Here is a 12,627-nt window from a genome sequence, read left to right on the forward strand (position 1 = left end):
GCTCCCTGATCACGAAGGAGCCAGCCATGACCGTTCAGACCTCGGCCGTCCTGCAGACCTCCGCCGCCGCATCGGAGGCCGCCGTCGCACACTTCGCCGGCCGGCTGTCGTTCGAGGCGGATGTCTCGGACGTGGCCGCCGACATCGGCGCCGGCGTGACCGGGTGGGTCCTGGTCGACAGCCGCAGCCAGGAGAGCTGGGACCAGGGTCACGTACCGGGCGCGATCCACCTGCCGACCCGGGAGATCGCGGCCCGGGCGGCGTCCGCCGTGCCGGCCGGCGTCACGGTGGTGACGTACTGCTGGGGGCCGGGCTGCAACGGCGCCACGAAGGCCGCGCTGGAGTTCGCCAAGCTGGGCTACCCGGTCAAGGAGATGATCGGAGGGTTCGAGTACTGGGCCCGCGAAGGTCTGCCGGTGGAGACCGCCGACGGAATCGACCGGCGCCTCCCCGACCCCCTCACCGCGCCACGCGGTGTCGCGTGTGCCTGCTGACGGACTGGGATGTCAATCGCGGGCGAACGCCGCCCGTACCTCCTTGTCGAGGTCGACCCAGGGATCCCCGGCCACGTTCACGACGACCCGGCGGATCGTTCCGCCGGTGAAGGCCCAGGGCGACGTTCCGGGGTAGTCGTCGGTGACGGGCGCGGCACGGTCCCGTCCGACGTTGAGACCCTCCCCGGCGAGGGAGAACTTGCCCGGCTGGGTCCTGATCTTGGCCTCGCCGACCTTCTCCTCGTCGATGTAGAGGCTGAGCAGGCCCTCGGTCGGCATCCCGGTACCGGCCTTCTCGAAGGAGGCCGACAGGACACAGTTACCCGTTGGAACAGGCTTGCTCGAGTCGACGATCTGCTCGAACTCGCCGACATAGTTGTAGGCGTACTTGAGCTTGCCGTCCTTGATGTAGAGGGCATGGCCGCCGAACCGGGCCCCGTGTGCGAACAGGACCCCCGCCGCGTCGGTCGTGTCGATGGTGACCTCGGCCGCGATCGCGTACGAGCGGTTGCGGACATTCACCGCGACCGACTCGGGCACCTCCTCACAGTCCGGGTAGTACACGTACTCGTCGCGCGGCTTGGAGAGCTGTGGCCGCTCCGCGGTGAGGATGGCCAGCGCGCCCCGGGACTCGAGCGGGAGAGCGTTGTACTTGCCCGCCTCCGACCACCACAGCGCGATCAGCTCCGCCAGCTTGGCCGGGTGTTGCTCGGCGAGGTCGTGGCATTCGCTCGGGTCGGTCTCGGTGTTGAACAGTTCCCACCGCTGCGTCGCGAACTCCGCCCAGCCGTCGGGTGAGGCCGGCGTCACCGACGATGCCTTCCAGCCCTCGTGGTAGATGGCGCGAGTGCTGAGCATCGAATAGAACTGCGTCTGCCGGCCCTTCGCCTTCGGGTCGTGCAGGCTCGCCTTGAAGCTCTCGCCCTCGAGCGGGATCTGGGTGGCCCCACGGTAGACCTCGGGCATCTCGACCCCGAGGCAGTCGTAGATCGTCGGCACGATGTCGATCGCGTGCGTGTACTGGGTACGGATCCCCGCGGTCGTGATCTGGGCCGGCCAGGAGATGATCATCGGGTCGGCGGTGCCGCCTTGGTAGTTGGCGTAGCGCTTCCACATCTTGTTCGGTGTGTTGAAGGCCCACGCCCATCCGGTCGGGTAGTGGTTGTAGGTCAGCGGGCTGCCGAGCACGTCGGCGTACTTGAGGTTCTCCTTCATCGTGTCGGCGATGCCGTTGAAGAACTTGTTCTCGTTGACCGAGCCGTTCGGGCCGCCCTCGCCGGAGGCGCCGTTGTCGGACACGAGGACGATGAGGGTGTTGTCTAGCTGCCCCGATTCCTCGAGGTAGTCGAGCATCCGCCCGAGCTGGTGGTCGGCGTGGCTGACGAAGCCCGCGTAGACCTCCGCCATCCGGGCGAACAGCTTCTTCTCGTCGTCGGCCAGCGTTTCCCACGGGCGTACGACGTCGAGCGCCGGCCACTCCTGTCCCTGCGGGCCTTTCAGGTCCGTGTAGGGGTTGATCGGCGACAGCTCGGCGTGCTCGGGGATGATCCCGAGCTTCTTCTGGTTGGCGAAGACCAGTTCGCGGTAGGCCTCGTAGCCCATGTCGAACTTGCCCTTGTACTTGTCCGCCCACTCCTTCGGCACGTGATGCGGCGCGTGACCGGCGCCGAAGGCGTAGTAGAGGAAGAACGGCTTGTCCGGAGCGATCGCCTTGGCGTCGCGGACGAACCCGATCGCCTTGTCGGTGATGTCGATCGAGAAGTGGTACCCCTCTTCCGGCGTCTTCGGCTGGTCCACCGGGTGGTTGTCGTAGACGAGGTCGGGATACCACTGGTTCGTCTCCGCGCCCAGGAACCCGTAGAAGCGTTCGAAACCGCGGCCGACCGGCCACTGCTGCCGGATCGAGGCCAGGTTCTCCTCGTCCTCGGCGCACAGGTGCCACTTGCCGACCATGAACGTGTTCCAGCCCCGCTCGCCCAGCACCTCCGCGGCCGTCGCGCACTCCATCGGGATGTGCCCGTTCGCGTTCGGGAAACCCGACGACGCCTCGCTGATGCAGGCCATGCCGTTCGTCGTGTGGTTACGGCCGGTGAGCAGGCACGACCGGGTCGGCGAACAGAGCGCGGTCGTGTGGAAGTTCGTGTAGATCAGGCCGTTGTCGGCGATTCGCTTGATATTCGGTGTTTCGATCGTCCCGCCGAACGACTCGAGCGCTGAGAAGCCGACGTCGTCCAGGATGACGTACAGCACGCTCGGCGCCCCGTCGGCGGGCAGCGGCTGCGCGTACGGCGTCCAGTCCGGGGTCGAGTCCTGGATGTCGATGTTGATGGTGCCCTTGAACGGCTTGCCCATGTCCGTCACTCCTTGTCGTCTTACTGCAGTCGCCCGGCCGTCGGTACGGACCGGAGCGGGGCGGTGGCCGCTCACTCCACCAGGATGCGCGCCGGCGTCCGTCGGCGCGCCACCTCACCGGGGTGAATCGGCCCGCGTTCACCCGCGCCGGATGAGGCGCAGTCCCGACGTGCCGTCCAGGGTGGGAGGTAAGAGACGGACGCCCTCGGGGTGCGCCGGAACGGGCCAGACGGAAGAGGTTTGAAGATGGCAATCGGACCAGTGCAGCTCATCGTGCTGGGGTTCTCACACCCTGAGTTCCACGGTGAGATCATCGCTGAGCTGGAGCGGCTGCGGGAGAGCGACACCGTTCGGGTGATCGACTCGCTGGCGGTCTACAAGAGCGCGGACGGAGAGATCGAGGCAGAGCATCTCAGCAACCTGACCGAGGCGGAGGCGATCGAGCTCGGTAGCAAGATCGGCGCGCTGATCGGCTTGGGCTTCGAGGGTGAAGAGGGCATGGAGGCCGGGGCGGAAGCCGGCGCCGAGGCAGTGGCCGAGGAGGGCGGCGTGAACGTGTTCGACGAGGAGGACGCCTGGGATGTGCTCGACGAGATCCCGAACGACTCCGCGGCGGCGCTCATCCTGCTGGAGCACAACTGGGCTGTGCCGTTGCGGGACGCGATTGCCCGCGCGGGCGGCTTCCGCATCAGTGACGGCTTCATCAGCCCGCTGGATCTGGTCGGACTCGGGCTGATGTCGGCCGAGGAAGCCAAGGAAGTGCACGACATGGAGAAGGCGGGCGCCGCCGGCTGACCATGCGGCCGGTGTTCACGACTACCGATCCTTTCCACTACCAGGAGGAACCACATGTTCGGATCACGCAGGGTCGCACGCCGTACCGGGCGACGGACCGCGCGGCGGACCTCCCGCCGCAGGTAACGGATCACCGGCGGCCCGTTCGCCGGGATCACTGCCCCCACGCGCTCGGGCAACCGCGCGCGGTGGGGGCGTGCGCTGCTGAAACACCTGTAGCTCTTGAGGTTTTACACACCGTGAACTCATCGTGCTGATCGGTTCACTGTCCGTGCGATAACCTCGTCGGAGTACGCGACGCCGACGGCGAGGAGACAGTGTGACGGATCAGCCGATCGATGACGGCGGGCTGATCGCCCAGGGGATCGACACGACCAAGCCCAGTGTCGCCCGGGTGTACGACTACTTCCTCGGCGGGAAGGACAACTACGAGTCCGACCGCGAGCTGTACCGGCAGATCATGAAGATCGCACCGGAGGCGCCGGAGTGGGCCCGGGTGAACCGGAGCTGGCTCGGGCGGATGATCGGCTGGCTGGCCGGTGCGGCCGGCGTGGATCGGTTCGTGGACGCCGGCTCCGGGCTCCCGACGGCGCAGAACACCCACCAGATCGCCCAGGCGCAGAACAGCGCCGCCTCGGTGGTGTACATCGACCGTGACCCGTCGGTGGCCGCGCACGGGCGGGCCCTGCTGCTGGACAACGACCGCACGTACTTCGCCGCCGCCGATCTGACCCGGCCCGACCACGTGCTGGCCGACCCGGCCGTGACGGCCATCCTGTCGGAGGGCCGGCCGGTCGCGCTGGTGATGGCGCTGATGCTGCACTACGTCGAGGACCTCGACGAGGCCCGCGCGATCCTGCGGCAGTACGTCGACGCCCTGCCCCCGGGGTCGTACCTGGCGATCAGCCACGCGTGCAATCCGCGCGACGGCGGCGTGATCGACCAGATGGCGACGGAGCTGACGGAGAAGGTCAAGTCCGCCTTCCCGACCCTGACGTTCCGGACCGTCGAGGAGATCGGCTCGCTGTTCGCCGGGCTGGAGCTCCTGGATCCGGGCGTGGTCCGGCTGGCCGAGTGGCACGCGCCTGGAGCGGAGGCGCCGGCCGAGGACGAGCAGCTGGCCGATGCCCGCGACGTCATCTACGGCGGCGTCGCCCGCAAAGCGTGAGCCGGCCGTCCGTCAGAGGTTGGCGAGGTAGTCGGCGTTACCGCGGATGGCGGCCTCGTACCGCTTGATCTCCGGGCTGTCCACCCGGTCGGCGATGACCAGCAGCAGCGTGGCCAGCGCCTTGTCCTTGTGACCGGCCGCGTGCAGGGTGAGCGACTTGAACACCCGCAGCGAGTCCGACTCCGGGAACTCGGCGCACGCCTTCTTGAACACGTCCAGCGACTCGTCGAACCGGTCGAGGTTGCGCAGGGTGCTGCCGTACTGCAGCAGGCACTTCCGGCGTATCTCCCCGCTCAGATGGGGTAGCGCACGCTCGTAGTACCCGATTGCCTTCTCCTCCTGGCCGTCGGTGTCGTACGAGCCGCCGACCTCGTAGAGCACGTACGGGTTGTCCGGGTGCTCGGTCAGCAGCTTCTCGAAGAAGTCGATGGTCGGCTGCATGTTGTCCCGATCCCGGCGCGCGAAAGCCGCCTCGATCGTCGCGGCCAACTCCGGAGTCAGTTCGGTCACGACACCATCATGCCGCGTCAGGCGGGGCCGGCTCGGACCGGCGTTGCTGCCACGGCCAGGCGCCGGAGATCTCCACCTCGAGGGCGAAGCTGAGGACGACCCGGATCAGCACGATCAGACCGAGCACCAGCACGTTCTGGAGCGACGTGTCGACGATGATCGTGCGGATGATGTCGCCGACGATCAGGATCTCCAGGCCGAGCAGGATCACCCGGCCGAGGTTGACCCGGAGTTGCTGGTAGCTGCCCGTGCCCGTGCGGACGACGTCGTACAGGTAGCGGACCAGGACAACGGCGAGCCCGATGGCCATGATGACCACGCCGGTGCCCTCGATCACCCGTGCCACACCGGCGAACACCGACTCGAAGTCCACCGTCAACAGGTACCAGTCAGGCGGCGGTCTCCGCACTCGCCTCGCCGGGGCGGATGTTCTGGTTGAGGTGGAAGACGTTGGCCGGGTCGTACGCCGTTTTGAGCGCGGTCAGCCGGGCCAGCTTGGCCGGCGGGAACGCGCGGCTGATCGAGTCGCCGTTGAGCGTGTTCACGTAGGCCCCGTTCGCGTACGGCGCCAGCGACGCGGCGTACTCGCGGAGTTGTGCGATCCGGCTCTCGTCCTCGGCCGGGTCGTCCCAGCGCGTCGCGGTGACGAACTCGAACAGCGTGTCCCGGTGGCTGAAGGCCGCGTCGTCCTCGGCGACGTCGGCGATCGCGCCGCCGTACCCCTGCAGGCTGGCGGACACAGCCGGCGTCCGGAGCAACGCTCGGATCGCGTCGTCGGGCAGCGCCTTGAAGTAGTGGCCCTTCCAGTAGCGGCGGTACCGGTGACCTTGCACGTTGTCGTCCCGGGTCTGCAGCTCGAGGTACGACGTCTGCTCGACAATCTCATCGCTGACCGGACCCAGGGCACGAAACGCGGGCAGCAAGGCGTAGCCGCCCTCGCCGACCCATACGTACCCGACCGTGACAGAGTCCGGCTTGATGCTTGCGGTGAACGTCGCCTCCCGCGGTGCATTCGCGTTCAGCTCACGCCACCCGCGCAGTACCTCGAACCCCGCCGACGCCGGGTAGGTGAACTCGACGCTGAGCGCCCGCGTCCCCACCTGGTGCAGCCGGAACTCGAAGGACGTGACGATCCCGAAGTTCCCGCCGCCACCGCGCAGCCCCCAGAACAGCTCCGGGTTCTCGTCGGCACTCGCCCGTACGACGGAGCCGTCCGCCGTCACCAGTTCGTACGACGCGACGTTGTCGCAGGCCAGACCGAATCGCCGGGCCAGCCACCCCATCCCACCGCCGAGCGTGAGCCCGCCGACGCCGGTGTGCGAGACGTTGCCCGCGGTCGTCGCCAGACCGTACTGCTGCGCGGCCTTGTCCAGCTCACCCAGCAGCGCGCCGCCCTGGACCCACGCCAGCTGCCGCTCGGGATCGACCCGGACCGCGTTCATCGGGGTGAGGTCGATCATCAGGCCGCCCTCCGGTACGGCGAGACCCGCGATGTTGTGCCCGCCGCAGCGGACCCCGATCTCGAGGCCGTTGGTCCGGGCGAACCGGACCGCGGCGACCACGTCCTCGGTGCTCTCGCACCGGGCGATCACGGCGGGGCGGCGGTCGATCATCGCGTTCCAAACAGTCCGGGCCTCGTCGTACCCCTGGTCTCCGGAGCGCAGCAGTGTGGTCATCGTTCTCTCTTCTCTGATCGGCTTGCTTCAACACTGACAGCGCTGCGGTACTCCGATAAGGTCCAGTTGTGTGAGCCGAATCAGTACCAGTTCGGGGCCGGGCGAGCTGTTGGTCGAGCTCCGGCGGGACACCGGCGTACCGCTGCACCAGCAGCTGGAGAGTGGGATCCGGACGCGGATCCGGGCCGGTTTGCTGCGCGCCGACACGGTGATGCCGTCGACCCGGACGCTCGCGCAGGACCTCGGGCTGTCCCGTGGCGTCGTGGTCGAGGCCTATCAACAGCTGGTCGCGGAGGGGTACCTGGTCAGCCGGGGCGGCGGCTACACGCAGGTCGCCGACATCGCCGTGGTCGAGCCTTCCGCGGTGAAGCCGTCGCCGAGCGGTCCGCCGCGGATCGACTTCCGTTACAGCCGGCCGGACGTCTCGCAGTTCCCGCGCGCGGCGTGGCTCCGGTCGATCCGCCGGGTGCTGAACGAGACGCCGTACCGCAGCCTGGCTTACCTGGATGGTCGCGGCACCATCGAGCTGCGGACCGCGCTCGCCGACTACCTGAACCGCGTCCGCGGTACGGCGGCCCGCCCGGAGAACATGCTGATCTGCAACGGGTTCGCCCAGGGATCGCGCTTGCTCCTGCAAGTCCTGGCCGCGCAGGGTTATCGGCGGCTCGCGGTCGAGGACCCGTCGGACAACGACCTGCGTGACGTCGCGGCGGCGGCCGGTCTCGAGGCCGTCGGCGTACCGGTGCTGCAGTCGGGGATCGATGTCGACGCGCTCGAACGGTCAGGAGCTGACGTCGTACTGGTGACGGCGGCGCACCAGTTCCCCACCGGTGCGGTGGCGTCGGCGGAGACCCGGGCGGCGCTGGTGGCCTGGGCGGCCCGCGGCGATCGGCTCGTCTTCGAGGACGACTACGACGCGGAGTATCGGTACGACCGGGAGCCGATCGGGGCGATGCAGGGCCTCGCGCCGGATCGGGTCGCGTACGCCGGGACCGCGAGCAAGACCCTCGCACCGGGGCTGCGGCTGGGGTGGTTGATCCTGCCGGCCCGGCTGGTCGAGCCGATGTCGCAGGCGAAACTGATGGACGATCGGGGATCGCCGGTGTTCGATCAGCTGGCGTTCGCGGACTTCGTGGCCCGGGGTGAGTTCGACCGGCATCTGCGCCGGATGCGGCCGCGCTACCGGCTGCTGCGCGACACGCTGGTCCATCGGCTGGCGGCGCGGTTGCCGGAGTTCGAGCCGGTCGGGGTGTCCGCGGGGCTGCACGTGATGGCGTTGCTGCCGCCGGATCTGGCCGAGGAACCACTCCAGGCGGCTGCGCTCGAACGCGGTCTGGGGGTTTACGGACTGGCGCCGTACTGGGTGTCGGCCCCAGGGCCGGCCGGGCTGGTCTTCGGCTACGGCTCGCTCACCCCGAAGGAAGTTGTCGAGGGCATCGATCTGCTGGCGGACGTGATCGGAACACTCCGGGATGCATGAATGATTATGCAATCGGTTGCAAATTAATCCGCCTGCTCCTACTCTTGGGCGAGTGATCACTACAGCTCGCATGAATGGTCTGATGAACCAAGGCTGGCCCGCCGCGGACAGCACCGAACTCGACGGCTGGCTGGTCCGCCGCAACGCCGGCGTGACCCTCCGAGCGAACTCGGTGCTGCCCGCGAACGCGCCGTTCGACCTCGGAAAAGCCTTGGACTACGTGGAAAACCTGTACCAGGCGCACGGCATCACGCCGTCCTTCCAGATCAGCTCGGCGGCGCAGCCCGCCGACCTCGACGCGCACCTCGAGGCGCGTGGCTATGAGATCCGGACACCGACGCTCGTGCAGTGCGCCGAGGTCGCGGACATCCTCGCCAAGCTTCCCGAGCCGACGGTCGAGGTGAATATTTCCTCGGCGCCGGACGACAACTGGACGGACTTCTGGTGGCGGGTCGACGGACACGGCTCGCCGGCCGAGCAGGCGACCGCCCGGCAGATCCTCCACCGCGGCCGGGCCCTGTACGCAACCGTCCGGTCCGGCGACCACATCACGGCGATCGGGCGGCTCGCGCTCGTCGACGACTGGTCGGGGTTGTACTGCCTCGCCGTCGACGACCACCTGCGCCGGCAGGGACTGGCCCAGGCAGTCATCCACGGCTTGTTGCAGGCGGCAACGGCCCAGGGGATCGGCCGCATCTGGCTGGCAGTGGTCGAGGCCAACGCGCCGGCCCGCGCCCTCTACGACCGCCTCGGTTTCCAGACCGTCGCCTCGTATCACTACCGGGTCAAAGCGTGATCTTCTCCAGGTGATCCAGCAGGATGAACTCCGCGCCTGCCTTCTCGACCGAGGCGCGGAGCGGGCCGAGATCGGTCCACGGAACGCCCGGCTCGTCGAGCGGCTTGTCGAAGTCGTCCCAATGGGTCGCGATGACCTTCTGCACCGGCTTGATGGTGTCGAACAGCCGGTCGGTGATGCCCGGTTCGCCGCCAGGCGCCGCGAACACGACGTCCACCTGCAGGTCGCGCAGTGCGTTCTGGTCGAAGTTCGCCGTACTGAGGCTGAGGATGCGCAGGCCACCGATCGTGATCACGTACGCGAGCGTGCCGCCCTCCACCAGGTCCTCGATCACCCGCGGGCGCGGTGGCACGGACTCCAGGTGGTAGCCCGGGTACGCGTAGGTGTGCCGCTTCCCGCCGCAGGAGTGGAGGGACGGGAACACCTCGATGGCGAAGCCGTCGAAGGGCAGGTATTCGCCGCCGCGCACCGGTGACAGCAGGTCCTCCTGGGTCCGCATCGCGCGGAGCAGGTTGACGTGGGTCTGCGTGCCCAGGACCGTCGCCTGCGTCTTCTTCGCGACGTACGGTACGTCGGCCATGTGGTCGTAATGCGCGTGGTGGACGAGGATCGCGTCGGCCGTCCCGAGGTGGCGATCGATCACCTCAGGCTTGATCACCAGCTTGGTCTTGGGGTCCGCACCCTCCGGCGTGAACGTTCCGGTCTTGAAGCGGGTGAGCCACGGATCAGTCAGTACGACACTCTTGCCGCAGCGCAACTGCCACGCGTGGGTCCCGAACCAGGTCACCTCCACCGGGGCCCGCTGCCCTGACCCGCCCTGTGTCTCGGCCGCCTGGGTCTGCGACGTCTGGGCCGTCTGGGTCTGGCCGGCTTGTGTCTCCGCCGTGGCGGCGTCCTCGCGGGTCGCCGCGCCGATCACGCCGGCCGCTCCGACCGCCGCCGCGCCCGTCAGCATGCCTCTGCGACTCACCTTCACCGTGTCTCCTCTCGCCGTACCGGAGCTTCAGTCAAGGTGAGTCCGTTGGTGCCTGTCGAATATGCTCTTACGCATGAACCGATTGGCTGGAGATATCAGCGCAGGTCAGCCGGGTCATGCTGACTGAGCGGCATCTGCAGATCTTCATCGCGCTGGCCGAGGAGCAGCACTTCGGCGACGCGGCCCGGGTGGTCGGCATCACCCAGCCACCGTTGTCGCAAGGACTGCGCCGGCTCGAGGCGCTGGTCGGGGCCAAGCTGTTCGAGCGCGGCCAGGGCCGGGTCGAGCTGACCTCGGCCGGCGCCGCATTGCTGCCGTACGCGCGGCGGGCACTGAGCTCGATCGAGGAGCTGCATCAGGCCGCGGTCGGGCGCGATCCGGAGGGGCCGGAGATCCGGCTCGGCCTCGCGCCGGAGGTCCCGCCGTCGGCCGGCGCCGCGGTAGCGGCGGCTTGTGGTGAGGTGATCCCGGGCAGCCGGGTGACGGTGCTGTCCGCGCCGACCAGCTCGCTCGTAGCTCAGGTGTCCGCGGGCAGGCTGACGCTGGCCGCCGTACTGCATCCCGCCGTGCTCGACGGGTTGGAGGCCGGACCGGTCACGCTGCTGCCGACCTGGGCACTGGTGCCGACGTCGGCAATGGCCGATGACGGCTCGGAGCTGAAGTTGCGGCAGCTGGAGCGGCTGCAGATCGCCGTCCGGCCGCGGGCCGAGGCGCCGGCGGCGCGGGATCTGTTCCTGGACACGCTCGCGTTGCACCGGCCCGACGGCGGGACCGTCGTGGTCACGGACGAACGGGCCGGACTGGCGATGGCGGCCGCGGGTCAGGTCGCGGTGGTGACGGCAGATCCGGCGCTCGCCGCTCCGGGGATCGGCCGGCACCGGCTCGTCGATGATCCGCTGCCGTTGCGGCTCCGGCTCGTCTGGTCCAGGACGCGTACGCCGTTCCTCCGCCCGGCGGACGTGATGGCGCAGCTCACGGATGCGTTGGTGGCGTCGTGAGCGCCCGGATCCGCGCGGTCTTCGAAGACGCCGGCGTTCGCGGCTGGTTGCATGCGGTCGCACTCGATGCGCCGGAGTCGACCGTCGAGGTGGATGCGGATCGCGTCGTACCGATGGCGTCTGTGTACAAGTTGCCGCTGCTCGCCGGGTTCTGCCGGTTGGTGGATCTGAGCGAGGTCGATCCGCGCGAGCGGGTGACGCTGGATCCGTCGACGCGGACCGCCGGGCCTACTGGGCTGTCGTTGTTCGCGGACCCGGTGACGGTGTCGCTGCGCGACCTGGCGGTGTCGATGATGACGGTGTCGGACAACGCGTCGGCCGATGCGTTGCTCGATGTGGTCGGGTTGCGGCGGCTGGCCGGCTTGCTGGAATCCTTCGGCCTGCAACGGACCTGGGTACGACGAGGGACCGCGGGGAACCTGCGTGACCTACAACGTCGGACGGGGCTGGACGATCCGGATGCGGCACTCGCCGTACTCGCTGACAACGACCGGACCGATCCGGCCGGGATCTACGAGGCGGCGAATGCGTCGGCGAGCACTCCGCGGGATCTGACGTCGCTGTTGCGGCGATTGTGGGCGGGGGAGTTGCTGTCACCGGAGCAGACCGCGTTCGTGCAGGCGACCATGCATCGGCAGGTGTTCGGCCACCGTTTGGCCTCTGGCTTCCCGCACGACGCCATTCGCGTCGCCGGGAAGACCGGGACGTTCGGAGCCCTCCGCCACGAGGTCGGGGTGGTCACCCTGCCCGACGGTGCCGCCTTCGCACTCGCGATCTTCACCCTGGCCGCGCGCGGCGATTTCCGCCAGCCACGCGTCGACGCCGCCATCGGCGAAGCCGCCCGCGTCGCGGTAGACCTCCTGCGCTAACCCTCCCCAACCTCGCTCCACCCGGGTCCCGTGCCCGCCCCCGACCTGGATGGTTGCCCGCTGCGATTCTGAGTGGACACGCTGGTGAAGCCGACAGCCGCGATCCGCGCGACCATCCACCTCAAGGGCTATCCGGCTCTTCTGACTGATGTGTGGGTGGGGATGGTGGTACTGCAGGTGGTGCGGTCGCGGTACAGCGGACTTTCGACAGGATGTGTTCGCGTTCGGCTGGCCGACCTAGGCTCACGCAATCGTCCATCACCTGGTCGGTGGGGTTCGATGGGGTCTGTGTCTGGTGCGAGGAGGGTTTTAGCCCGGTGAGGGAGGAAAACCCTCCCTGGCAGAAAACCCTCCACCCGAACAGAACGGGGCGCATCCCGGGCCGGTATCTCCGTGCCCACACCCTCCAGCACCACGGACCCGTGCCCAGCCCTCTCCCACGCTCCGACCGGGTTGGGGGAGTCTGGCCTGCCGATCCAGGGGGTATCGCTCCCCCCAGACAAACCCCCGCCG

12 protein-coding genes are annotated in these 12,627 nt (G+C 68.7%); 7 read left to right on the forward strand and 5 right to left on the reverse strand.

The genetic code is table 11. The annotated features are described in order from the left end of the window. The first annotated feature begins 26 nt into the window (after positions 1-26). A complete protein-coding gene (locus tag OG558_RS15300) occupies positions 27-494 on the forward strand; it encodes a rhodanese-like domain-containing protein (RefSeq protein ID WP_405070858.1) in 468 nt (155 codons plus the stop codon). Positions 495-506: 12 nt separating this feature from the next. Here the strand turns inward: OG558_RS15300 and OG558_RS15305 are convergent, their stop codons facing one another. Further along, the gene (locus OG558_RS15305; protein ID WP_405070859.1) at positions 507-2,846 is read right to left on the reverse strand and encodes an arylsulfatase; all 2,340 of its coding nucleotides are present in this window, start codon (positions 2,844-2,846) and stop codon (positions 507-509) included. A 246-nt stretch (positions 2,847-3,092) separates the two neighbouring features. On the opposite strand from OG558_RS15305, the gene OG558_RS15310 reads away from it, so the two are divergent. Both OG558_RS15310 and OG558_RS15315 read left to right on the forward strand, forming a co-directional pair. Next, on the forward strand, positions 3,093-3,641 hold the full coding sequence (locus OG558_RS15310; RefSeq protein ID WP_329483895.1) for a hypothetical protein: 549 nt from the start codon (positions 3,093-3,095) through the stop codon (positions 3,639-3,641). A gap of 319 nt (positions 3,642-3,960) precedes the next feature. Further along, positions 3,961-4,809, forward strand: a complete 849-nt coding sequence (locus OG558_RS15315; RefSeq protein ID WP_405070860.1) for an SAM-dependent methyltransferase — start codon at positions 3,961-3,963, stop codon at positions 4,807-4,809. Positions 4,810-4,821: 12 nt separating this feature from the next. Here the strand turns inward: OG558_RS15315 and OG558_RS15320 are convergent, their stop codons facing one another. Genes OG558_RS15320 through OG558_RS15330 form a run of 3 tightly spaced genes read right to left on the reverse strand, consistent with a single transcriptional unit; the run spans position 4,822 to position 6,995 of the window. After that, positions 4,822-5,319, reverse strand: a complete 498-nt coding sequence (locus OG558_RS15320) for a tetratricopeptide repeat protein (protein ID WP_405070861.1) — start codon at positions 5,317-5,319, stop codon at positions 4,822-4,824. A gap of 7 nt (positions 5,320-5,326) precedes the next feature. Next, on the reverse strand, positions 5,327-5,692 hold the full coding sequence (locus OG558_RS15325; RefSeq protein WP_329483898.1) for a DUF1622 domain-containing protein: 366 nt from the start codon (positions 5,690-5,692) through the stop codon (positions 5,327-5,329). A gap of 16 nt (positions 5,693-5,708) precedes the next feature. Continuing rightward, positions 5,709-6,995, reverse strand: a complete 1,287-nt coding sequence (locus OG558_RS15330; protein WP_405070862.1) for an FAD-binding oxidoreductase — start codon at positions 6,993-6,995, stop codon at positions 5,709-5,711. A 70-nt stretch (positions 6,996-7,065) separates the two neighbouring features. Here OG558_RS15330 and OG558_RS15335 point away from each other — a divergent pair, with 70 nt between their 5' ends. Together OG558_RS15335 and OG558_RS15340 are read left to right on the forward strand one after the other, a co-directional pair. Continuing rightward, positions 7,066-8,475, forward strand: coding sequence for a PLP-dependent aminotransferase family protein (locus tag OG558_RS15335; RefSeq protein ID WP_405070863.1), 1,410 nt, complete (start codon positions 7,066-7,068; stop codon positions 8,473-8,475). 52 nt (positions 8,476-8,527) lie between these two features. Then, the gene (locus OG558_RS15340) at positions 8,528-9,271 is read left to right on the forward strand and encodes a GNAT family N-acetyltransferase (RefSeq protein ID WP_405070864.1); all 744 of its coding nucleotides are present in this window, start codon (positions 8,528-8,530) and stop codon (positions 9,269-9,271) included. Here OG558_RS15340 and OG558_RS15345 read toward each other — a convergent pair. Continuing rightward, a complete protein-coding gene (locus tag OG558_RS15345) occupies positions 9,261-10,247 on the reverse strand; it encodes an MBL fold metallo-hydrolase (RefSeq protein ID WP_405070865.1) in 987 nt (328 codons plus the stop codon). The genes OG558_RS15340 and OG558_RS15345 overlap by 11 nt on opposite strands. A gap of 116 nt (positions 10,248-10,363) precedes the next feature. Between OG558_RS15345 and OG558_RS15350 the strand changes: the two genes are divergently transcribed. Together OG558_RS15350 and OG558_RS15355 are read left to right on the forward strand one after the other, a co-directional pair. Next, positions 10,364-11,245, forward strand: a complete 882-nt coding sequence (locus tag OG558_RS15350; RefSeq protein ID WP_329483903.1) for a LysR family transcriptional regulator — start codon at positions 10,364-10,366, stop codon at positions 11,243-11,245. After that, positions 11,242-12,114 carry a serine hydrolase gene (locus OG558_RS15355; protein ID WP_405070866.1) on the forward strand — a complete coding sequence of 291 codons (873 nt, stop codon included), beginning with the start codon at positions 11,242-11,244 and terminating at the stop codon, positions 12,112-12,114. The genes OG558_RS15350 and OG558_RS15355 overlap by 4 nt, the downstream gene beginning before the upstream one ends. Positions 12,115-12,627 lie beyond the last annotated feature (513 nt).

The organism is Kribbella sp. NBC_01510 (assembly GCF_045040325.1).
GTDB lineage: Bacteria > Actinomycetota > Actinomycetes > Propionibacteriales > Kribbellaceae > Kribbella.

What these genes read in the sequence shown, in the direction of transcription:
- OG558_RS15300 (WP_405070858.1), top strand. Translation starts at nt 27, where the DNA reads ATGACCGTTCAGACCTCGGCCGTCCTGCAGACCTCCGCCGCCGCATCG.
- OG558_RS15305 (WP_405070859.1), bottom strand. Translation starts at nt 2,846, where the DNA reads ATGGGCAAGCCGTTCAAGGGCACCATCAACATCGACATCCAGGACTCG.
- OG558_RS15310 (WP_329483895.1), top strand. Translation starts at nt 3,093, where the DNA reads ATGGCAATCGGACCAGTGCAGCTCATCGTGCTGGGGTTCTCACACCCT.
- OG558_RS15330 (WP_405070862.1), bottom strand. Translation starts at nt 6,995, where the DNA reads ATGACCACACTGCTGCGCTCCGGAGACCAGGGGTACGACGAGGCCCGG.
- OG558_RS15350 (WP_329483903.1), top strand. Translation starts at nt 10,364, where the DNA reads ATGCTGACTGAGCGGCATCTGCAGATCTTCATCGCGCTGGCCGAGGAG.